Consider the following 19,715-nt stretch of genomic DNA (forward strand, 5'->3'; position numbering starts at 1 on the left):
TCACGGCTTCCTCGCGCGCCACTGCACGATCGGCGCCGCGGCACGCCAGACGAAGACGCGGCCCGCGCCGGCCTTGCCCGCCTTGGAGACGTCGAGCCGCACCAGATCGCCGCCGTGGCGCTGGAAGGCTTCGATCAGCCGCGCCTCCGACTGCAGCGACACGGCGTTGGCGACCAGCCGGCCGCCGGGCTTCAGCGCCGACCAGGCCGCGTCGAGCAGACCGGGGTTGGAGAGGCCGCCGCCCAGGAACACGGCGTCGGGCGGCGGCAGGCCGGCGAAGGCATCCGGCGCCTTGCCCTCGACGATGCGCAGGTCAGTGGCGCCCAGCCGCGCGGCATTGTGGGCGGCGCGGGCGGCGCGCGCCGGCTCGGCCTCGATGCCGATGGCGGCGAGCGAGCGATGGCGCAGCAGCCACTCGATGGCGACCGAACCCGCCCCCAGGCCGACGTCCCACAGGAGCTCGCCGGGGCACGGCGCCAGCGCGGCGATCGTCACGGCGCGCACCTCGCGCTTGGTGAGCTGGCCGTCGTTCTCGAACAGCCCGTCGTCGAGACCGGGCGCCAGCGGCACGACCAGCCCGCCCGCCGCGGCCGCGACCTCGAGGGCGATCGTGTTGAGCGGCGCCACGTCGTTCAGGTCGAAGCCCTCGGCCGTCGCGCGCCGCCGTCGCTCGTTCGGCCCGCCCATCGCCTCGAGCACGGTGAGCGCCGTGGCGCCGAGACCGCGCTCGACCAGCAGCCGGGCGAGCGCGGCCGGCGTCCCGCCGTCCCACGACAGAGCGAGGATGCGCGCGCCGGGATGGAGATGGCGCACGATGCCGTCCAGCGCGCGCCCGTGCAGGCTGACCAGGGTAGTGTCCTGCAACGGCCAGCCGAGCCGCGCCGCCGCCAGCGAGAAGGCCGAGGGCGCGGGAATGCAGAGCGTCTCGTCAGCGGGAACGGCACGCGAGAGCAGGCCGCCAACGCCGTAGTGGAAGGGATCGCCGCTCGCCAGCACGACCACGGGGCGGCCGCGCTGCGCCAGGATCTCAGGCAGGGCGTCGGCGATCGGGCTGGGCCAGGCGAGCCGGCGGCCGCGGACCAGCGGGTCGGCCAACGCGAGATGGCGGGCGCCGCCGACCACCAGCTCGGCCGCCTCGACCAGCCGGCGCGCCACCGGCGCGAGCCCGTCGATCCCGTCCTCGCCGATGCCGACGATGGACAGCCAAGGCGGGGCCGGGCAGCTTGCCCCGTCCTTCATCGCCCGCTCCCGACATGCGCGTTCTGATTCTCGGCGGCACGACCGAAGCCTCCGCCCTCGCCCGCCTGCTGGCGGCCGATGCGCGCCACGAGGCGACGCTGTCGCTCGCCGGGCGCACGGCGCGGCCGCTGCCGCAACCCGTGCCGGTTCGCAGCGGCGGATTCGGCGGCGTCGCGGGGCTGGTCGAGCATCTCGACCGCGAGCGGATCGAGGCGGTCGTCGACGCGACGCATCCCTACGCCGCCCGCATGTCGGTGAACGCCGTCGCGGCCTGCGCCGAAGCCGGCGTACCGCTGGCCTCGCTGCGCCGGCCCGCCTGGGAGCGGCAGCCCGGCGATCTCTGGCAGGAGGTGCCGTCGACGGCGGCCGCTGCCGCGGCGCTCGGCGACCCGCCGCGCCGCGTGTTCGTCACCGTCGGCCGCCAGGAGCTGCATGTCTTCGCCGCCGCGCCGCAGCATCGCTACGTCGCGCGGCTGATCGAGACGCCGGACCAGGACGGCCTGCCCCCCGACCTCGTGCTGCTGCGCCAGCGCGGCCCGTTCGACCGCGCCGCCGAGGAGCGGCTGCTGCGCGAGCAGGCGATCGACGTCGTCGTGTCCAAGAATGCCGGCGGCAGCGCCACCTACGCCAAGATCGCGGCGACGCGCGCGCTTGGCCTGCCGGTCGTGATGATCGCCCGGCCCGACAAGCCGGTCGGCCACGTCGTGGCGAGTCCCGAGGCGGCGCTGGCGTGGCTCGACCATCAGCGCTCGCTTCGCGGCGTGTAGACCCAGCGGCCGATCCGTCGCGTCCTGCTGGCGCCGACGATCACCAGGGTGCGCATGTCGGCGCGCGCGGGATCGGCCTCGGCCAGGGTCGTGGCCAGCACCGTCACCTCGGGCGTGCCGGCGGCGCGCACGAACAGGACCGGCGTGGCGGCGGCCTTGACCACGCGCAGCCGCTCGAAGGCCCGGCCGAGCTGGTGCGGCCGCGCCCGCGAGGCGGGATTGTAGAGAGCGATCACGAAGTCGGCCTCGGCGGCGGCCGCGAGGCGGCGCTCGACGGTCGACCAGGCCTTGAGATTGTCCGACAGCGAGATGGCGCAGAAGTCGCCGCCGAGCGGCGCGCCGACCTCGGCCGCCGCCGCCAGCATGGCGGTGACGCCGGGCTCGACGCGGATGTCGAGATCCTGCCAGGCGGGCTCGCCGTCCTCGACCGCCTCGAACACGGCGGCGGCCATGGCGAAGACGCCGGGATCGCCGCCCGACACGACGACGACCTGCCGTCCCGCCGCCGCCAGCGACAGCGCATGGCGCGCCCGGTCGAGCTCGACGCGATTGTCCGAGGCGTGGCGGCACTGGCCGGGTTGCGATGGCACGCGCGCGAGATAGGGACCGTAGCCCACCAGGTCGGTGGCGCGCGCGATCGCCGCCGCCGTCGCGGGCGTCATCAGCTCCGCCCGGCCCGGCCCGGTGCCGATCACCACCAGCGAGCCCGTCACAGCCGCCGTCCCTCGCCGGCGATCAGCACCATGGCGAAGTACGGGCCGTCGGCGGCGGCGCAGTCGGCGAGCGGGAGGATGCGCTCGTCCTGCATGGTGCCGCGCTCGACATAGATGGCGCGCGACAGCAGCCCGGCCGCCTCGACCGCGCGGCGCACCTTCGCGAGGTTGCGTCCCACCTTCATGATGACGGCCGCGTCGGTCAGGCGCAGGCGCTCGACCAGCGCCGTTTCCGGCAGCGTGCCGGGCAGCACGGCGAGCGTGTCGTTGCCCCAGGTGATGGGCAGGTTGGCGCGCGTCCAGCAGCCCGACATGCCGGTCACGCCGGGCACGACCTCGACCGGGAAGTCCGTCGCCAGCCGCCGCCACATGTGCATGAAGGAGCCGTAGAAGAACGGATCGCCCTCGGCCAGCAGGCCGACCGAACGGCCGCCGCGCAGCAGGTCCGCGAGCGCCGCCGCCATGTCGCGGTAGAAGGACGCGATCTGCTGCTGGTAGTCGGCGCTGTCGGCCGGCACCTCGTCGGTCACCGGATACTCGAAGCGGCGCTCGTCGCGGCCCGGCGCGACCAGCGGCGCCACGATGCGGCGCGCATTGCCCGGCGCCCCGGCTTTGGCGACATAGGCCAGCACGTCGACCGCCCGCACCAGGCCGGCGGCCCGCAGCGTCAGGTAGCGCACGTCGCCCGGCCCGACGCCGATCCCGTAGAGCGTGCCCGCCGCGGCGCCGCCGGCCAGCGTGTCGAGGTCGCTCATTCCTGCTCGCTCGCCAGCGCATTGACCGCGGCCACCGCCATGGCGCTGCCGCCCTTGCGGCCGCGCACGACCAGGAACGGCAGGCCGGCGCGCGCCGCCAGCGCCTCCTTGGATTCCACGGCGCCGACGAAGCCGACGGGAAGGCCGATCACCGCCGCCGGTGCAGGCGCGCCGTCGTCGAGCAGCTCGAGCAGGTGGAACAGCGCGGTCGGCGCGTTGCCGATCGCCACCAGCGCGCCGCCCAGCCGGTCGCGCCACAGGTCGAGAGCGGCGGCCGAGCGCGTGTTGCCGATGCGCCGCGCCAGCTCGGGCACGGCAGGATCGTCGAGCGTGCAGACGACCTCGTTGCCGGCCGGCAGACGGTTGCGGGTGATGCCGTTGGCCACCATCCGCGAATCGCACAGGATGGGCGCGCCGGCCAGCAGCGCGGCGCGGCCGGCCGCGGCGAAGTCGGGCGACAGGACGATGTCGCGGGCGATCTCGGTCATGCCGCAGGCGTGGATGATGCGCACGGCGACACGCTCCTCGGCCGGCGAGAAGCGCGCGAGGTCGGCCTCGGCGCGGATGGTGGCGAACGAGCGGCGATAGATCGCGGCGCCGTCGCGGATGTAGTCGTAGCCGCTCATGGTCGCTCCGCCAGCGCGGACGCGAACAGGCCCACAAAGTCGGCGGGGCCGACCGTGCGCTCGACGTTTCCGCGCGCGGTGGCGTCGTGCAGCACGCCGTAGGCGCCGCCCTGCCCCACGAGCACCAGGTCCGACGGCGCCGAGCGGGCGCAGCCCTTGGCGCAGCCCGAGACATGGACGGTGCCGCGATAGGCGTGCCGGGCGGCCAGCGCCGCGAGCCATCGCGCGTCGCGCCGCGTGTCGACGCTGCTGGACGTGCAGGCCGGCGCGCCGGGACAGGCCTCGACGCGCAGCAGCCCGTCGGCCTCGTCGACGATGAGGCCCATCGTGGCCGCCGCGCCGGCCAGCCGGCAGGCGGCGGGATCGTCGGCCGTTCGCACATAGAAGGTCCGCCACGGCGAGAGGCGCAGCTCCGCGGCCCCCGCCTCGCCGGCCAGCAGCGCCAACCGTCGAAGCTGCTCGGACTCCATCCGGCCGAACGGCGCGGCGATGCCGACGGCACCGGCATCGGCACCGACACCGGCGATCGGGCCGAGACGACGACCGCCAGCGGATGGGATCCGCGCCAGCGGCCCCAGCGCCGGCGCCACGGCGGCGCACAGGCGCGTGAAGGCGGCCGGGGCGAGATCGCGCACGCGGCAACGCTGGCCGAGATCGAGGAAGGCGTGCAGCGCGGCGATCGCCGCCGCGGCCGCCCGCTCACGCGGGACCGTGCCGAGCCACAGCGTGCCGCGCGCCGCGTCGAGGCCGAGCGCCACGCCATCGTCTAGGGCGGCGAGCGCGACGTCGGCCCGCTCGCCCGCAATCTTCAGAGGCCCGCCGTCGACCAGCAGGCCGAACTTGGCCGGCAGCGACGCGAGCCGCCGGTCGGTCGTCAGGGCGGTCTCGAGCGCGGTCGCGAGGGTCCGCATCGCCTCGCCGGCCAGCGGCGCCACCATGACGTTGCGCACCGCCTCGGTCTCGGCGTCGCGGTCGAGCAGGCCGAGATCGGCCAGCCCGTCCTGCAGAGCCGCGAGCCCGACGTCGGAAACGCCGCGCAGTTGCACGTTGGCGCGCCGCGTCAGGTCGATATGGCCGCTGCCCCACCGTTCGGCGAGTCCGGCCAGGGCCCGCGCCTTCGCCGGAGCGAAGCCGCCGCCGCGTGGCCGCACGCGCACCAGCAACCCGTCGCCGCTCGGCATCGGGCGCAGGATGCCGGGGCACCAGCCCTTGGCGGCGATGGCGGCGCTCATCGGGCCTTCCCGCGCAGGACGCGCTGCAGTTCCTGATCGACGGCATTGCGCTGCGGCTGCCACAGGCCGCGGGCCAGCGCGTCCTGCAGCCGCGCGGCGATCGCGGCGGCGGCCGCGGCGTTGCTCGCGACCATGGCGCTGCGCACCCGCTCGTCGGCGATCAGGGCGGCGTGGGTGGCGTCGAACAGCGCGTCGGGCACGACGTGCGCCGTCGCGGCGAAGGCGTAAAGCGCGTCGACCGACTGGGCGATCTCGGCGACGCCGCGATGGCCGTGGCCGAGCATGGCGGCGAGCCAGCGCGAGTTGGTCAGCCGGCCACGCACGACGCGGGCGATCTCCTCGGCGAGCCGCCGCGCCCGCGGCGAGTCCGTGCGGCTCGTGTCGAGATGGTAGAGCTCCGGCGCGCGGCCGAGCAGCGCCGCCGCCGCGGCGAAGCCGCCGGCGAAGTCGGCGACGCCGTCGCCGTCGAGCAGATCGCGCTCGCGGTCGTCCTGGGGATGGACCAGCACATCGGCCTCGCCGACCCGGTCGCGGAAGCCTTCGGCCGCCGGCCGCACCGGCTCGGCGCCGCCATAGGCATGGGTGACGGCGGCGAGATAGTGCGCGCCGAGCTCGGCTTGGTCGCGCCAGGCGCCATCGAGCGCCACGTCGCCGGCGCGCGCGCCGTAGCTGCCCGGCGCCCCGCCGAACACGCGCGCGAGGTCGTGGCCGGCGCGGCGTGCGGCGGCCAGCGGATTGTCCTCGGCCGGCTCGTCGAGCGCCGCGACGCGGCGCACCGCGAGGTCGAACAGGGCGATCTGCGCCTCGAAGATGTCGCGGAACAGGCCCGAGATTCGCAGGGTGACGTCGATGCGCGCCCGGTCGAGCGCGGCCAGGGGCAGGATCTCGACGCCGGTGACGCGACTCGACGTCCTGTCCCACACGGGCGTCGCGCCGAGATACCACAAAGCCTGGGCGAGATCGTCGCCGCCCGGTGCGCAGCGACGCCGAGGCCCAGAGGTCGAGCACCAGCGCGCGCGGCGGCTCGCCATGGTCCTGCAGGTAGCGGCGCACGACCTCGCCGCCGGCCCGCGCGCCGATCGACGCGGCCGTCCGTGTCGGGATGGCGCGCGGATCGATCGAGGTGAGGTTGCGGCCGGTCGGCAGGACGTCGGCGCGGCCGCGCGTCGGCGCTCCGGCCGGTCCCGGCGCCACGCGCCGCCCGTCGAGCGCGGCGAGCAGGGCCGCGCGCTCGCGCACCGCACTGTCGCGCACCGCCGCCTCGGCGCCGGTCGCCTCGGCCAGTGCTCGCAGCGCCGCGTCTTCGGGCGCGCGGCCGAAGACGTGCAGCCCGTCGCGGATCGCCAGTTCCTTGATGTCGCAGAGCTGCGCGTCGAGCTTGGCGATGGCCTGGCGATTGGGCTCGTCCTTCGCCAGGCCGCAATCGTGGGCGAGGCCGCTGCGCCAGGCGCGATCGACGATCTCCTGCTCGAGGAAGGAGAGCCGGCGACGGTCGAGCCCGTCGGCCGTGGCATATTCCTCGATGACGCCCTCCAGCTCCGCGAGCGGGCCGTGCAGCCCGGCGGCGCCGAGCGGCGGCGTGAGATGGCCGATCGTGACCGCGGCGAGCCGGCGCTTGGCCTGCACGGCCTCGCCGGGATTGTTGACGATGAAGGGATAGACGACCGGCAGCGGGCCGAGCACGGCCTCGGGCCAGCAGTCGCGCGACAGGGCCAGCGCCTTGCCGGGCAGCCATTCCAGCGTGCCGTGCGTGCCGAGATGGATCAGAGCGTCGATCCCGGCCTGCTCGCGCAGCCAGGCATAGGCGGCGACATAGGCGTGCGACGGCGGCTGGTTCGTGTCGTGATAGCCGGCCTTGCGATCGCCGCCCGCGCCGCGATCGGGCTGCAGCAGGACCAGCACCTTGCCACAGCGCAGCAGCGGCAGCTCGAGGACCGGCGGCGGCTCGCCCCAGGCGGCGGCGAGCGCGTCCCGCAGGTTCGGCGGCAGCGCCCCGCGCCAGGTGTCGTAGCGGCTGCGCGCGATCTCGACGCGATCGCCGCGGCCCGCGAGCAGCCGCTCGATGTCCGTGACCTGCCAGTCGCGCGCGCCGGTGTCGTAGCCCTCGGCGCGCAGCAGGCTCAGGATCTCCACGACGCTGGCCGCCGTGTCGAGCCCGACGGCGTAGCCGGTGCGGCCGCCGCGCGCCGGATAGTCCGACAGCACGAGGGCGAGGCGGCGGCGGGCGCGCGGCGTGGCGCGAAGCTGCGCCCAGGCGGCGGCGAGCCGCGCCACGTAGTCGATGCGATCGGGGACGGCCGCATGATGCGGCGCCGCGAACTCGAGGCGCGGGTCGACATCGGCCTCGGCCTTGAACGACACCGCGCGCGTCAGCAGCCGCCCGTCGAGTTCGGGCAGCACGACGTTCATTGCGAGGTCGGCCGGCGACAGGCCGCGCGGCGAGCCTTCCCATGCGACGCGCGCGCTGCCCGACAGGACCACCTGCAGGACGGGCGCGTCGGCCGCGTCGAGCACGGTCGCCTCGTCGTCGCCGCGCGCCGAGAATGCGGTGGTGTTGAGGATGACCGCCGGCCGATGGCGGGCGATCAGGGCCGACAGGCCGGGCCGGACCAGCGGGTCCTTGAGGCTGCTGACCGCCACGGCGACCGACGCCAGGCCGCGCCGGTCGAGGGCGGCGCTGAGCGCCGTCACCGGCTCGATGTCGGCGGCGAGCAGGCTGGCGCGATAGAAGACGATCAGCGCGACCGGGCGTCCGTCATCGGCGGTGCCCAGCACCGAGAGCGGGCCGACCGGCTGCGGCGGTGACGCCGCGAGCGGACGGCCGAGCAGGCCCGCGGCAAGCCGCAGCGCCTGGCTGAGGTTGGCTGCGCTGCCCTCGCGGAAGTAGCGGTCGAGGGCGCCCAGTGCGTCGGCGGGCACGGTCGACAGCGACGCGAGCCGCGGGTCGTCGCGCTCATCGCCGGGAAGGGCGGCCAGCAGCACGCCCCTGTCGCGCGCGAGGTCGGCCAGGCTCTCCAGCCCGTAGCGCCAGTAGTCGAGGCCACCCAGGCAGCGCACGATCACGAGGCGCGCCTTCGACGCGACGGTCTCGACATAGAGGTCGACCGACATCGGATGGCGCAGCCGCTTCAGGCTGGCCAGCCGCAGGGTCGGCAGGATGTCGGCCTCTTCGCGCCACGCCGCCGCCAGCGCCGTCAGGTCGCTGTCGGAGAAGGACAGGACGACGATCTCGGCGGGCGTCTGGCCGAGGTCGACGGCGGCGTCGGCCTCCTCCAGCGTCGCGAGCTCAGTCGCCAGGACATGCATGCGCTATCCCCGGATCAGCTCCGAGATCGCGTCGCGGTCGAAGCCCTTCTCGGCGATCACCACCAGGCGGCCGCGGCGCGCGTCGGCCGGCCACTTGCGGTCGTACTGGTGCTGGATGCGGGCGCCGACGCCCTGCACCAGGAGCCGCATCGCCTTGCCGGCGATGTCGACGAAGCCTTTCATGCGCAGGATGTCGTGCGCCTCGGCGGCACGCACCAGCCGGTCGACGACCTGCTGCGGTGAACTGAAGGTCGGCAGGTCGAGGATGAAAGTGTCGAAATCCTCGTGATCGTGCTCGCCCTCGAGATCGTGGTGCGAAGGCCGGCGGTCGAGGTCGCTCTCGGCCTCGGCGCCGAGGCCCAGCAGGACGCGGACCGGCACCCGGCCGTTCTCGGTCTCGACCACCTTGACGGCGCGCGGCAGCGTGCGGCCGATCTCCGCCGCGACGCTCTCGCGCTGGTCGGCCGACAGCAGATCGGCCTTGTTCAGGATCACCAGGTCGGCGCAGAGGAGCTGGTCCTCGAAGACCTCCTCGAGCGGATTGTCGTGATCGAGCGAGGCATCCTCGGCGCGCTGGCGGGCCAGCGCCTCGGGATCGTCGGCGAAGCGGCCGGCCGCGACCGCCGCGCCGTCGACCACCGCGACGACGCCGTCGACGGTGACGCGCGAGGCGATCTCCGGCCAGTTGAACGCCTTGACCAGCGGCTTGGGCAGCGCGAGGCCCGACGTTTCGATCACGATATGCTCGGGCGGCGAGGGCCGGTCGAGCAGCCCCTTCAGCGCCGGCACGAAATCGTCGGCGACGGTGCAGCAGAGGCAGCCGTTGGCCAGCTCGACGATGCTGTCCTCGGGGCAGCTCTCGACGCCGCAGCCTCTCAGGATCTCGCCGTCGATGCCGACGTCGCCGAACTCGTTGACGATGACGGCGAGCCGCCGGCCGTCGGCATTCTCCAGCACGTGGCGTACCAGCGTCGTCTTGCCGGCGCCGAGGAAGCCGGTGACGATCGTGCAGGGAACTTTGGACAGGGCGTTCATCATCGCTCCGAGTGGTTCAACATTGGGGGTACGCGCGCGATCGTGCTCTTGCGGACATGGGCGGGCCGCTCGCGCCATACGGGCAGCCCGTCCTGGTGTCCCTGGTGCAGGCGTGCGAAGGCAACGATATCGCCGGCATGCCGATCGGGGTCGAGATCGCCGATGACGTAGGTCCATTTGCCCGGTGCGGCGATCGCCGCGCTGCAGCCGCGCTGGCAATTGGAAAGGCATTCGACAGGAACGATCGAGAGCTGCATGTCCTGAGGCTGCTCGGCGGCCAGCCGCTCGACCGCGGCCAGCAGGCGAGCGCCGGGACGTGCCGCGTCGGGGGGCCCGGGCGGCGTGCCACGGCAGCTGATGCAGACGTAAAGCGTCGAGGCCGTCACGTCAGACGATGCCTGCTGCCTGCGCCGTCGCGATGCCGCCTGCCAGCGCCACCGCCGCACCGGCCGCGGTCAGGCCGCTCACGCGCGCCGGCCAGCCGGTCATGGCGCGCGTGGCGCCATAGACCGCGACGCCAATCGCGGTCTGAACGATCAGCAGGCCCAACAGGTAGGCGAACAGCGGCGCGGATTCGGCGCCGACGATCGATTCTCCAAGGGCGTAGCCGTGGACAAGTCCCGCGACAGCGAACAGCAGGGCGGCGGCGCCGGCCGGCATGGACGGCCGCAGGATCACCAGCCCACCGAGGACCAGGGTCGTGAGACCGACGAACAGTTCACCGGCCGGCAGGTCGACCCCCTGCAGATGCAGGCCGACGCCGGCGATGATGGCGACGCTGAAGGCCAGCACCATGGCGGCGCTGCGACCGCTCAGCGCTGCCAGGATACCCACGCCGACGATGGCAGCGAGATGGTCGATGCCGATCACCGGATGGCCAAAGCCCGACAGGAGTCCTTGCAGGAATGTCTCGGGCATCTCTCCGCCCATCACGTGATGGGCCCAGGCCGGCGGTGCTGCCACGATCAACGTCAGCGCCAGCGCGCCGAGCCTGCGAGTCGAAGACACCATCGCTTCCCTCCGTCGTTGCGGATCGCCGATCGAGCGACCCGAATGGATGCCGTCTCCGACGGAGCGCCTCCGTCCGGCGGCGGCCGGACGACAGGACTACCTCGACCTCGCTCTTCCCCGCGCGAGGGCTCGGATGCGGCGACGACGGCAGGTTTCCTGGCTCTCGGGTCCTCGCTTTCGGCCACCTTCCCGGTTTCCCAGTGGTCTCTCGGCCGTCGGCTTCCCGACTACAGTTGCGGGGGCAGCCGCGGAATTGGCCCTGAGGCCGTCACCGCGTTCCCTTTTCCCCCGGAGGGGCACCGTCATCCGTTTGATACGTTCGCCGGCGAAGGGCCGTCAACGGGATTCCAGCCGCCTTGAAGCGATCCGCCGGGCCGACCATTGTGCCGCCATGTCCATGGAAACCGACGAAGCCGCCCGCCACCGCGCCAAGATGGCCAACCGCAAGGCGGCGCAGGATGCCGAGGTCGCGGAAAAGACCGTCGAGAAGGGCCTTCTGATCGTCCATACCGGCAAGGGAAAGGGCAAGTCGACGGCCGCCTGGGGTCTGTTGCTGCGCGCCCTGGGCCGAGGCCTCGCCTGCGGCGTCGTGCAGTTCGGCAAGGGCGCCTGGCAGACCGGCGAGCGCACGGCACTGGAGCGCCTGGGCGCGCAGCTGCAATGGTACACGCTGGGCGAGGGCTTCACCTGGGAGACGCAGGATCGCGGCCGAGACGTCGCCGCCGCGCAGCGCGCCTGGGCCAAGGCCCGCGAGCTGATGGACGATCCCGCGATCCGCATGGTCGTGCTCGACGAGCTCAACATCGCGCTGCGCTACGACCATCTCGACATCGCCGAGGTCGTGGCGACGCTGAGCGCACGCCGGCCCGACCTGCATGTCGTCGTCACCGGCCGCAACGCCAAGCAAGAGCTGATCGAGGCCGCCGATCTCGTGACCGAGATGACGCTGGTGAAGCACCATTTCGCCGCCGGCGTGAAGGCGCAGGAGGGCATCGAATTCTGATGACCGCCCGCGCCATCATGGTCCAGGGCACGGGGTCGGACGTCGGCAAGTCGATGCTGGTCGCGGGACTGGCCCGCGTCTTCACGCGCCGCGGGCTGCGCGTGCTTCCGTTCAAGCCGCAGAACATGTCGAACAACGCCGCAGTGACGGCCGACGGCGGCGAGATCGGCCGGGCCCAGGCGCTGCAGGCGCGGGCCGCGCGCGTCACCCCCAGCGTCCACATGAACCCGGTGCTGCTGAAGCCCCAGAGCGACGTCGGCGCCCAGGTCGTGGTGCAGGGCAAGGTCGTGGGCAATGCCAGGGCGCGCGCCTACCAGCAGCTCAAGCCGTCGCTGCTCGCCGCCGTGCTCGACAGTTTCGCGCGGCTGGCGGCGGACTGCGACCTGGTGCTGGTCGAGGGCGCCGGCTCGCCGGCCGAGGTCAACCTGCGCGCCAACGACATCGCCAACATGGGCTTCGCCCGCGCCGCCGGCGTGCCGGTCGTGCTGGTGGGCGACATCGACCGCGGCGGCGTGATCGCGAGCCTGGTCGGCACCCGGGACGTGATCGATCCCGCGGACGCCGCGACGATCGCCGGCTTCATCGTCAACCGCTTCCGCGGCGATCCCACGCTGTTCGACGACGGCATGGACTTCATCGCCCGGCGCACCGGCTGGCCGTCGCTGGGGCTGGTGCCGTTCTTCGCCGACGCCCACCGCCTGCCGGCCGAGGATGCGGTGGTCCTGCAGGACCGCACCGTCGCGCGCCCCGACGGCCGGCTGCGCATCGCCGTGCTGGTCTATCCGCGCATCGCCAACTTCGACGACTTCGATCCGCTGCGCCTGGAGCCCGGCGTCGATCTCGTCTTCGTCGGACCCGACCGGCCGATCCCGGGCGATGCCGCGCTGGTCGTGCTGCCGGGCTCGAAGGCGACGATCGCCGATCTCGCGGCCTTACGCGGGTTCGGCTGGGACATCGATCTGCGGGCGCATCTGCGGCGCGGCGGCCACGTGCTGGGCATCTGCGGCGGCTACCAGATGCTCGGCCGCCGCATCGCCGATCCGCAAGGCATCGAGGGCCCGCCGTCGACCGTCGAGGGGCTCGGCCTGTTCGACGTCGAGACCGTGCTGGAAGGCGACAAGGTGCTGGTCGAGGTCGCCGGCGAGACGGTCGCGGGCGGCGTGCCGTTCCGGGGCTACGAGATGCATGTCGGCCGCACGACCGGCGCGCTCAGCCCCCTGCTCTCGTTCGGCGACGGCAGGACCGACGGCGCGGTGAGCGCCGACGGCCGCGTCGCCGGCTGCTACGTCCACGGGCTGCTGGCCGACGACCGCCAGCGCCGCCACTGGCTCGAGCGCCTGGGCGGCGGCGCCTCTTCCTACGACTACGAGGCCGATGTCGAGGCGACGCTCGACGGGCTGGCCGACCATCTCGAACGCCATCTCGATTGCGACCGCATCCTCGAACTGGCGCGCCCGCCGCAGCCGTGCGGTCAGCCGGCGCGATAGATGCTCGCCGGTCTCGCCAGTTCGACGATCCTGCTGGGCTTCACGGCCAGCCTGCTGGCCGGGCTGGCGTCCGGGCTCGGCGCGCTGCCGATCTTCGCGGTGCGACGCCTGTCCGACCAGGTCCAGGAGGTGATGCTGGGCTTCGCCGCCGGCGTCATGCTGGCAGCCTCGTTCTTCTCGCTGATCCTGCCCGGACTCGCCGCCGCGCAGGCGCGCGGCTCGAGCGAGCTGGGCGCCGTCAGCATCGTCGGTTGCGGCATCCTGCTCGGCGCCGCGGGCCTGTGGCTGGTCCACCGCTACGCCCCGCACGAGCACTTCGTGAGCGGCCGCGAGGGACCGTCCAGCGAGCGCATCCGGCGGATCTGGCTGTTCGTCGTCGCCATCACGCTGCACAATTTTCCCGAGGGGCTGGCGGTCGGCGTCGGCTTCGGCGGTGGCGAGGTCGGCAACGGCGTGGCACTGGCGATCGGCATCGGACTGCAGAACATCCCCGAAGGCCTGGCCGTCGCCGTGGCGTTGCTCACCCTCAACTACAGCCGCCTGCAGGCCCTCTGGGTCGCCACCCTGACCGGGCTGGTCGAGCCGGTCGGCGGGCTGGTCGGCGCTGCCGCCGTCACGGTGGCACAGCCGATCCTGCCGTGGGGCCTCGCCTTCGCGGCCGGCGCGATGATCTTCGTCATCAGCAACGAGATCATTCCGGAGATGCACCGCCGCAGCGGGCTCAAGAACTTCGCGACCGAGGGGCTGATGGTCGGCCTGGTGGTGATGATGTTCCTCGACGTGCTTCTGGGCTGAGCCCGCCACTCAAGGATTGAGGACGGCGACGATCGCCAGAAGCACCGCGGCCTGCACGAGGCAGGCGGCACGATAGAGGCGCAGCGCCGCGCGGATGTCGGCCGCTCGCAGGTCGGCACGGCCCTCGCCCACCCAGCGTTCGTCGACCGGCACGCCGCCGTAGATGCGCGGGCCGGACAGGCGGATGCCGAGCGCGCCCGCCATCGCCGCCTCGGGCCAGCCGGCATTGGGCGAGCGGTGATGGCCGGCATCGCGCCGCACCGTGGCGAGCGCGTCGGCCGGCGAGCGGCCGAGCAGCGCCGCGGCGAGCACGAGCCACAGGACCGACAGGCGCGAGGCCGGCAGGTTCACGAGATCGTCGAGGCGCGCGGCGGCCCAGCCGAAGGCCTCGTGGCGCGGGGTGCGATGGCCGATCATGCTGTCGGCGGTGTTGATCGCCTTGTAGGCGAGCGCGCCGGGCAGGCCGGCCACGACCATCCAGAAGAGCGGCGCCACGACGCCGTCGGAGAAGTTCTCGGCCAGGCTCTCGATAGCGGCGCGGCAGATCCCGGGCTCGTCGAGCGCGCGGACATCGCGGCCGACAATGTGCGCCACCGCCGCGCGTCCCTCGGCGACGCCGCCGCTCTCGAGCGCGCGCGCCACCGCGGCCACATGGGAGTCGAGGCTGCGCTGGGCGAGCAGGCTGCTGGCGAGCACGCCACCGACCGCGAGCGAGGCGACGGGACCCAGCAGCCGGTCAACCAGCCAGACGATGACGAGACCGGACGCGATGGACACGACAAGAAGCAGCAGCAGCGTGGCGAGCCCGAACAGGCGCCGCCGCTCGGGGGAATCGGTCTCCGAATTCCACGCCCTGTCGCACCATGTTATGAGCCGGCCGATCCAGGTCACGGGGTGGCCGATCAGGCGGTAGACGGAATCGGGATAACCGACCATCGCCTCGATGACGACAGCAACCAGGGCGAGGTCGGCAAACATGCTGCGCGTGCCTATCACAGGCGATGCACCCGGCAAACCGCTGGCCCATGGCGGCGACCTGGAGGCGGCGCGCCGCCGTCATCCCGCCGCGCCCGAGCCGTGGATCGACCTGTCGACCGGCATCAATCCCCGTTCCTGGCCGGTGCCCGACCTGCCGGCCGAGGCCTGGACGCGCCTGCCGTCGCGCGACGCCGAGCAGGCGCTCGCCGCCGCCGCGGCGACGCGCTACCGCGCCGCTCCGGCCGAAATCGTCGCCGCGCCGGGCACACAGGCGCTGATCCAGCTCCTGCCGCGCCTCGTCGCCCCGTCGCGGGTCGCGATCCTCGGACATACCTATGCCGAGCACGCGCATTGCTGGCGGCAGGTTGGCCACGCGGTGAGCATCGTGGAACACGAAGCCGATCTCGCGGGCGCCGACGTCGCCGTCGTGGTCAATCCCGACAATCCGACGGGGCGGCTGCTGTCTCCCGACCGGCTGCGTGCCCTGCAGGCGGGCCTGCTGGTCGTCGACGAGGCCTTCATCGACCTTCATCCGCCTGAGGCGAGCCTCGCCGCCGGCCTGCCGGAGCAGGCCGTCGTCCTGCGCTCGTTCGGCAAGACCTACGGACTCGCCGGGCTCCGGCTCGGCTTTGCGATCGCGCCGCCGGCTCTCGCCGGCCGATTGCGCGAGGCACTGGGCCCCTGGTCAGTCTCGGGACCGGCGCTGTCCATCGGACGGCAGGCGCTCGAGGACGGCGCGTGGCTCGCCGCGACGGCGACGCGGCTGGCTGGTGATGCAGCGCGGCTCGACGCCGTGCTGATGGCCGCCGGCTTCTCGGTGGTCGGCGGCACCGCTCTCTTCAGGCTGGCGGGCCATCGGGATGCAGCAGCCCTGGCCGACCGGCTGGGACAATGCGGCATCCATGTCCGCGTCTTCGAGCATCGGCCGCACTGGATACGCTTCGGCATTCCCGGCGACGCGCCGGCGTTCGACCGCCTCGCCGCGGCGCTTCAGGTGCCGCAGAAGGTCTGGGAGACGCGCTCCTCGGGCCTCGGCGGATCGGCGTAGGCGGCGAAGGCCTCGCGCGCCTCGTAGGGTCGGGACAGGACCTCGACGAGTTCCTCGAACGGCGCGTAGTCGTCGCGCTCGATCGCCGCCGCCAGCGCAGCCTCGACCCGGTGGTTGCGCGGAATGTAGGCGGGATTGGCGGCGTGCATCGCGGCCCGGCGACCTGCGGCCTGCTCCGGCTCGCGCGCCAGGCGCTCCCGCCAGCGGACCACCCAGGCATCGTAGGAAGCGGCATCGCCGAACAGCGGCCGCGCCGCCTCGTCCGAGTCCGGGTCGAGGGCGCGGAACGCCAGGGTGAAGTCCGCCTGCCCCTTCGCCAGGGCATCGAGGAAGCCCTGTGCCAGGCCTGCGTCCTCGTCTTCCTCGGTGAACAGGCCGAGCTTGCGCCGCATGCCGGCGATCAGCGCGCCGCCATAGAGGGACTGGAAGGAGGCGAGCGAGTCGTTGGCCATTGCCAGCGCCTTGTCGTCATCGTCGGACAGGAGCGGCAGCAGCGTCTCCCCCAGCCGCGCCAGGTTCCAGTGGCAGATGCGCGGCTGATTGGCATAGGCGTAGCGGCCGCCCTGGTCGATCGAGCTGAACACGGTGCGCGGATCGTAGGTGTCCATGAAGGCGCAGGGCCCGTAGTCGATGGTCTCGCCGGCGACCGAGCAGTTGTCGGTGTTCATGACGCCGTGGATGAAGCCGACCAGCATCCAGCGGGCGACGAGCGCGGCCTGGCGGGCGATGACGGCTTCGAACAGGGCGCGGTACGGGTCGGGCCGCTCGCGTGCCTCGGGATAGTGGCGGTCGATGACATGGTCGGCGAGCAGGCGCAGCGCCTCGCCGTCGCCACGGGCGGCGAAGAACTGGAAAGTGCCGACCCGGACATGGCTCGACGCCACGCGCGTCAGCACCGCACCGGGCAGCGCGGTCTCGCGAAACACCGGCTCGCCCGTGGCGACGGCGGCGAGCGAGCGCGTGGTCGGGATGCCGAGCGCCGCCATAGCCTCGCTGACGATGTACTCGCGCAGCACCGGTCCGACGGCGGCCCGACCATCGCCGCGACGGGAGAAGGGTGTCGGGCCGGAGCCCTTGAGCTGGATGTCGCGCCGCCGGCCGGCACGATCGATCACCTCACCCAGCAGGATGGCGCGGCCGTCGCCGAGTTGGGGCACGAAGTTGCCGAACTGGTGCCCGGCATAGGCGAGCGCGATGGGCTCGGACCCCGGGGCGACCCGGTTGCCGGCCAGCACGGCGATGCCTTCCGGCGTGGCGAGATGCGCGGGATCGAGGCCGAGTTCGCAGGCCAGCGCCTCGTTCAGCCGCAGCAGCCTCGGCGCGGCCACCGGCGTCGGCTCGAGCCGGGCATAGAAGCGCTCGGGCAGACGCGCGTAGCGGTTGTCGAACGGAAATGCGGATTTGCCGTCGGCGGGCGCGAGCCGCGAGGAGACAGCCAGTCCGGTCTCGTTCGCCATCGCCGCCTCGCTTCCTATTCGTCGTAGCTCGCCGTGGTGACACCGCTCATGCGGTCGTACTGCAGCTTTATCTTGCTGAGCGTACAGATATTAAGGTCTTCCCAGATCGCCGGGTTGCCGCCGTCGGCGAATTCGACCCGCAGATCGGCCTGACAGTAATCCGCAGGGGCCTTGAACGAAACCTGCCGGCGCTCGCCGGCCTTGATCGGCGGCGGGCGCAGGAAGTTCGGCGTCCAGAAGCCGAGGTCGACCGGCGACACGGCGAGCTGGCTGATCGGATAGGCGGTGCCGTTGATCAGCAGGAAGCTCGTCTCCTGGGCGGCCACCTCGGTGGCGGCGAACGACAGAAGGACGGCGAGGGACTTACGCAGCATGCACAACGTCTCCGGCGGCGGTTTCGCCCTTATCGTCGCTTTTGCGCAGGCGCTCAAGCCGGCCCGGCGCATAGCGCGGCGGCTATCGGCTGGCCGGCAATCCGGCCTACAATGGAAGCGACGAACCGGCCCAGCGACGAAGACGCCGGACGACCTTCGCCTTCCACATTGGGACGGAAACGGTACATGACGACGCTGCTGGTCAGCCATCCCTCGTTCCTCGAGCACGATACCGGCCCCCATCATCCGGAACGGGCCGACCGGTTGCGCTCGGTCCTGGCGGCGCTCGACGATCCGGGCTTCGCCGGCCTGCAGCGGCGCGAGGCGCCGTCGGCCTCGATGGAGCAGCTGACGCGCGTCCATCCGGCCGACTATGTCGAGGCGATCCTCGGCGTGCGGCCGGCCGAAGGTGAGCGTGTCCAGATCGACGGCGACACGGTGATGAGCCACGGCAGCGCCGAGGCGGTGCGCCGCGCCGCCGGTGCCGCCGTCGCTTCCGTCGATGCCGTGATGACGGGCAAGGCGCGGACGGCCTTCGCCGCCGTGCGGCCGCCGGGCCACCATGCCTCGCCGGCCGTTCCGGGCGGCTTCTGCCTGTTCAACAACGTCGCCATCGCCGCGCGCCATGCCCAAGCGGCCCATGGCATCGAGCGGGTGGCGATCCTCGACTTCGACGTCCACCATGGCCAGGGCACGCAGGCCGTGGTCGAGCCCGATCCCAACCTGTTCTATGCCTCGACCCACCAGTATCCGCTCTATCCCGGCACCGGCTCGGCGCGCGAGCGCGGCATCGCGGGCAACGTCGTCAACGTTCCGCTGGCGGCCGGCACCGACGGCAGCCGCTTCCGCGACGCCTGGGGCCAGCGTATCCTCCCGGCGCTCGACGATTTCAGGCCCGAGCTGGTGATCGTCTCGGCCGGCTTCGACGCCCATGCGGCCGATCCGCTGGCCGGGTTGGAGGTCGAGACCGAGGACTTCATCTGGCTGACCGAGGAGTTCCTGGCGATCGCCGACCGTCACGCCAAGGGTCGCGTCGTGTCGGTGCTGGAAGGCGGCTACGACCTCGACGCGCTGGCCGAATCGGTGGCCACGCACGTCCAGACCCTGATGCGGAGCTGAGCGCCCGCTCGGGTTCGCCCTACCCTTCCGGCACCGTGCGGTCGATCTGCCAGGTGGCCGCCGACACATGCGGCTCGAGGCTGAGCCGTCCGACGACCTGCTCCAGCGCAGTATCGTTGCGCCGCGGCGCGAAGGCCTGGGCGCTCACCTTCACCCGGGCGGTATCCGGGATGTCGACGCTGTCCAGCCGGCGCAGGCCGAGACCCGCCTGGGAGAGCGACGTCAGGAGCACCGAGCGCATGCGCGCCTCCTCGGTGGCCTGGCACTGGACCTCGACGGCGTAATAGGTCTCCACGTCGGTCGCCGTCAGCAGCTTGGTGTTCATGCGCCGTACCAGCGGCCGCAGGAAGAGGTTCGTGGCGATCACGAAGGCGGCGGCGATCAGGCTGGGGCCGAAGAAGCCCGCCCCGGCGAAGGTGCCGACCATCGCCGAGCACCACAGCGTCGCCGCCGTGTTGAGGCCGTGCACGTTCACGCCCTCGCGCAGGATGACGCCGGCGCCGAGGAAGCCGATGCCGGTCACGACCTGGGCGGCGATGCGCGTCGGATCGCCCTTGTCGACCAGCCAGGACAGGATCACGAAGCCGCTGGCGCCCAGCGCCACGAGGGCGTTGGTGCGCAGGCCGGCCATCTTCTGATGCCATTGCCGCTCGATGCCGATGGCGGCTCCCAGCAGGACGGCCACGAGGAGGCGGAGGGCGGCGTCGGCGAAGGACGCGAATTCGGTCGGGATCGTCATTCCGGAGTCTTGTCGCCGTCATCAAAACAGC

Annotated in this window: 18 protein-coding genes, 1 pseudogene and 1 riboswitch; of the genes and pseudogenes, 6 read left to right on the forward strand and 13 right to left on the reverse strand. The window is 72.9% G+C overall.

Annotation, left to right across the window (positions count from 1 at the left end; all coding sequences use genetic code 11):
- Complete coding sequence (gene cbiE / locus ACO073_RS01555) at positions 1–1,239, reverse strand: precorrin-6y C5,15-methyltransferase (decarboxylating) subunit CbiE (protein WP_421994576.1); 1,239 nt, start codon at positions 1,237–1,239, stop codon at positions 1–3.
- A gap of 14 nt (positions 1,240–1,253) precedes the next feature.
- Here cbiE and ACO073_RS01560 point away from each other — a divergent pair, with 14 nt between their 5' ends.
- The gene (locus ACO073_RS01560) at positions 1,254–2,006 is read left to right on the forward strand and encodes a cobalt-precorrin-6A reductase (protein ID WP_421994578.1); all 753 of its coding nucleotides are present in this window, start codon (positions 1,254–1,256) and stop codon (positions 2,004–2,006) included.
- On the opposite strand, the gene cobJ is transcribed toward ACO073_RS01560, so the two are convergent.
- From cobJ to ACO073_RS01600, 8 genes and pseudogenes are all read right to left on the reverse strand, one after another.
- Entirely contained in the window at positions 1,982–2,719 is a 738-nt protein-coding gene (gene cobJ / locus ACO073_RS01565; protein WP_421994580.1) for a precorrin-3B C(17)-methyltransferase, read from the reverse strand. The two genes, ACO073_RS01560 and cobJ, sit on opposite strands and share 25 nt — an antisense overlap.
- Positions 2,716–3,474, reverse strand: coding sequence for a precorrin-2 C(20)-methyltransferase (locus ACO073_RS01570; RefSeq protein ID WP_421994582.1), 759 nt, complete (start codon positions 3,472–3,474; stop codon positions 2,716–2,718). The genes cobJ and ACO073_RS01570 overlap by 4 nt, the downstream gene beginning before the upstream one ends.
- Complete coding sequence (locus ACO073_RS01575; RefSeq protein WP_421994584.1) at positions 3,471–4,100, reverse strand: precorrin-8X methylmutase; 630 nt, start codon at positions 4,098–4,100, stop codon at positions 3,471–3,473. The genes ACO073_RS01570 and ACO073_RS01575 overlap by 4 nt, the downstream gene beginning before the upstream one ends.
- On the reverse strand, positions 4,097–5,332 hold the full coding sequence (cobG, locus tag ACO073_RS01580) for a precorrin-3B synthase (protein ID WP_421994586.1): 1,236 nt from the start codon (positions 5,330–5,332) through the stop codon (positions 4,097–4,099). The genes ACO073_RS01575 and cobG overlap by 4 nt, the downstream gene beginning before the upstream one ends.
- Positions 5,329–8,638 (reverse strand): annotated as a pseudogene (gene cobN, locus ACO073_RS01585) (cobaltochelatase subunit CobN). Before cobN ends, cobG begins: the two are co-directional and overlap by 4 nt.
- Positions 8,639–8,641: 3 nt before the next feature.
- Complete coding sequence (gene cobW, locus ACO073_RS01590; RefSeq protein WP_421994588.1) at positions 8,642–9,673, reverse strand: cobalamin biosynthesis protein CobW; 1,032 nt, start codon at positions 9,671–9,673, stop codon at positions 8,642–8,644.
- A complete protein-coding gene (locus tag ACO073_RS01595; RefSeq protein ID WP_421994590.1) occupies positions 9,673–10,059 on the reverse strand; it encodes a DUF1636 family protein in 387 nt (128 codons plus the stop codon). The genes cobW and ACO073_RS01595 overlap by 1 nt, the downstream gene beginning before the upstream one ends.
- Before the next feature lies 1 nt (position 10,060).
- Positions 10,061–10,684 (reverse strand): HupE/UreJ family protein, encoded by a 624-nt coding sequence (locus ACO073_RS01600; RefSeq protein ID WP_421994592.1) that lies wholly within the window; start codon positions 10,682–10,684, stop codon positions 10,061–10,063.
- Positions 10,685–10,813: 129 nt separating this feature from the next.
- Positions 10,814–11,003, reverse strand: a riboswitch (cobalamin riboswitch).
- 78 nt (positions 11,004–11,081) lie between these two features.
- Here ACO073_RS01600 and cobO point away from each other — a divergent pair.
- Genes cobO through ACO073_RS01615 form a run of 3 tightly spaced genes read left to right on the forward strand, consistent with a single transcriptional unit; the run spans position 11,082 to position 13,969 of the window.
- A complete protein-coding gene (gene cobO / locus ACO073_RS01605) occupies positions 11,082–11,687 on the forward strand; it encodes a cob(I)yrinic acid a,c-diamide adenosyltransferase (RefSeq protein WP_421997370.1) in 606 nt (201 codons plus the stop codon).
- On the forward strand, positions 11,687–13,174 hold the full coding sequence (locus tag ACO073_RS01610) for a cobyric acid synthase (RefSeq protein ID WP_421994594.1): 1,488 nt from the start codon (positions 11,687–11,689) through the stop codon (positions 13,172–13,174). The genes cobO and ACO073_RS01610 overlap by 1 nt, the downstream gene beginning before the upstream one ends.
- On the forward strand, positions 13,175–13,969 hold the full coding sequence (locus ACO073_RS01615; protein WP_421994596.1) for a ZIP family metal transporter: 795 nt from the start codon (positions 13,175–13,177) through the stop codon (positions 13,967–13,969).
- Positions 13,970–13,978: 9 nt separating this feature from the next.
- Here ACO073_RS01615 and cbiB read toward each other — a convergent pair whose 3' ends face one another.
- Positions 13,979–14,947: an adenosylcobinamide-phosphate synthase CbiB gene (gene cbiB, locus ACO073_RS01620; protein ID WP_421994598.1), complete on the reverse strand. Its 969-nt coding sequence runs from the start codon at positions 14,945–14,947 to the stop codon at positions 13,979–13,981.
- Here cbiB and cobD point away from each other — a divergent pair.
- Positions 14,946–15,995, forward strand: a complete 1,050-nt coding sequence (gene cobD / locus ACO073_RS01625; protein WP_421994600.1) for a threonine-phosphate decarboxylase CobD — start codon at positions 14,946–14,948, stop codon at positions 15,993–15,995. The two genes, cbiB and cobD, sit on opposite strands and share 2 nt — an antisense overlap.
- Here the strand turns inward: cobD and ACO073_RS01630 are convergent.
- Both ACO073_RS01630 and ACO073_RS01635 read right to left on the reverse strand, forming a co-directional pair.
- Complete coding sequence (locus ACO073_RS01630; RefSeq protein WP_421994602.1) at positions 15,938–17,452, reverse strand: protein adenylyltransferase SelO; 1,515 nt, start codon at positions 17,450–17,452, stop codon at positions 15,938–15,940. The two genes, cobD and ACO073_RS01630, sit on opposite strands and share 58 nt — an antisense overlap.
- A 14-nt stretch (positions 17,453–17,466) precedes the next feature.
- A complete protein-coding gene (locus ACO073_RS01635) occupies positions 17,467–17,826 on the reverse strand; it encodes a hypothetical protein (RefSeq protein WP_421994604.1) in 360 nt (119 codons plus the stop codon).
- 186 nt (positions 17,827–18,012) lie between these two features.
- Between ACO073_RS01635 and ACO073_RS01640 the strand changes: the two genes are divergently transcribed.
- Entirely contained in the window at positions 18,013–18,945 is a 933-nt protein-coding gene (locus ACO073_RS01640) for a histone deacetylase family protein (protein WP_421994606.1), read from the forward strand.
- 19 nt (positions 18,946–18,964) lie between these two features.
- Here ACO073_RS01640 and ACO073_RS01645 read toward each other — a convergent pair whose 3' ends face one another.
- A complete protein-coding gene (locus ACO073_RS01645) occupies positions 18,965–19,684 on the reverse strand; it encodes an MgtC/SapB family protein (protein ID WP_421994608.1) in 720 nt (239 codons plus the stop codon).
- Between the last annotated feature and the right edge of the window lie 31 nt (positions 19,685–19,715).

It is taken from the genome of Reyranella sp. (genome assembly GCF_965229815.1).
Classification (GTDB): domain Bacteria; phylum Pseudomonadota; class Alphaproteobacteria; order Reyranellales; family Reyranellaceae; genus Reyranella.

Excerpts from the sequence above, each read along its gene's own strand:
- ACO073_RS01610 (WP_421994594.1), top strand. The coding sequence starts at position 11,687 with ATGACCGCCCGCGCCATCATGGTCCAGGGCACGGGGTCGGACGTCGGC.
- ACO073_RS01600 (WP_421994592.1), bottom strand. The coding sequence starts at position 10,684 with ATGGTGTCTTCGACTCGCAGGCTCGGCGCGCTGGCGCTGACGTTGATC.
- ACO073_RS01560 (WP_421994578.1), top strand. The coding sequence starts at position 1,254 with ATGCGCGTTCTGATTCTCGGCGGCACGACCGAAGCCTCCGCCCTCGCC.
- ACO073_RS01615 (WP_421994596.1), top strand. The coding sequence starts at position 13,175 with ATGCTCGCCGGTCTCGCCAGTTCGACGATCCTGCTGGGCTTCACGGCC.
- cobW (WP_421994588.1), bottom strand. The coding sequence starts at position 9,673 with ATGAACGCCCTGTCCAAAGTTCCCTGCACGATCGTCACCGGCTTCCTC.
- ACO073_RS01575 (WP_421994584.1), bottom strand. The coding sequence starts at position 4,100 with ATGAGCGGCTACGACTACATCCGCGACGGCGCCGCGATCTATCGCCGC.
- ACO073_RS01635 (WP_421994604.1), bottom strand. The coding sequence starts at position 17,826 with ATGCTGCGTAAGTCCCTCGCCGTCCTTCTGTCGTTCGCCGCCACCGAG.
- ACO073_RS01570 (WP_421994582.1), bottom strand. The coding sequence starts at position 3,474 with ATGAGCGACCTCGACACGCTGGCCGGCGGCGCCGCGGCGGGCACGCTC.
- cbiE (WP_421994576.1), bottom strand. The coding sequence starts at position 1,239 with ATGAAGGACGGGGCAAGCTGCCCGGCCCCGCCTTGGCTGTCCATCGTC.
- cbiB (WP_421994598.1), bottom strand. The coding sequence starts at position 14,947 with ATGTTTGCCGACCTCGCCCTGGTTGCTGTCGTCATCGAGGCGATGGTC.
- cobG (WP_421994586.1), bottom strand. The coding sequence starts at position 5,332 with ATGAGCGCCGCCATCGCCGCCAAGGGCTGGTGCCCCGGCATCCTGCGC.
- cobD (WP_421994600.1), top strand. The coding sequence starts at position 14,946 with ATGCTGCGCGTGCCTATCACAGGCGATGCACCCGGCAAACCGCTGGCC.
- cobO (WP_421997370.1), top strand. The coding sequence starts at position 11,082 with ATGGAAACCGACGAAGCCGCCCGCCACCGCGCCAAGATGGCCAACCGC.
- ACO073_RS01645 (WP_421994608.1), bottom strand. The coding sequence starts at position 19,684 with ATGACGATCCCGACCGAATTCGCGTCCTTCGCCGACGCCGCCCTCCGC.
- ACO073_RS01640 (WP_421994606.1), top strand. The coding sequence starts at position 18,013 with ATGACGACGCTGCTGGTCAGCCATCCCTCGTTCCTCGAGCACGATACC.
- ACO073_RS01630 (WP_421994602.1), bottom strand. The coding sequence starts at position 17,452 with ATGGCGAACGAGACCGGACTGGCTGTCTCCTCGCGGCTCGCGCCCGCC.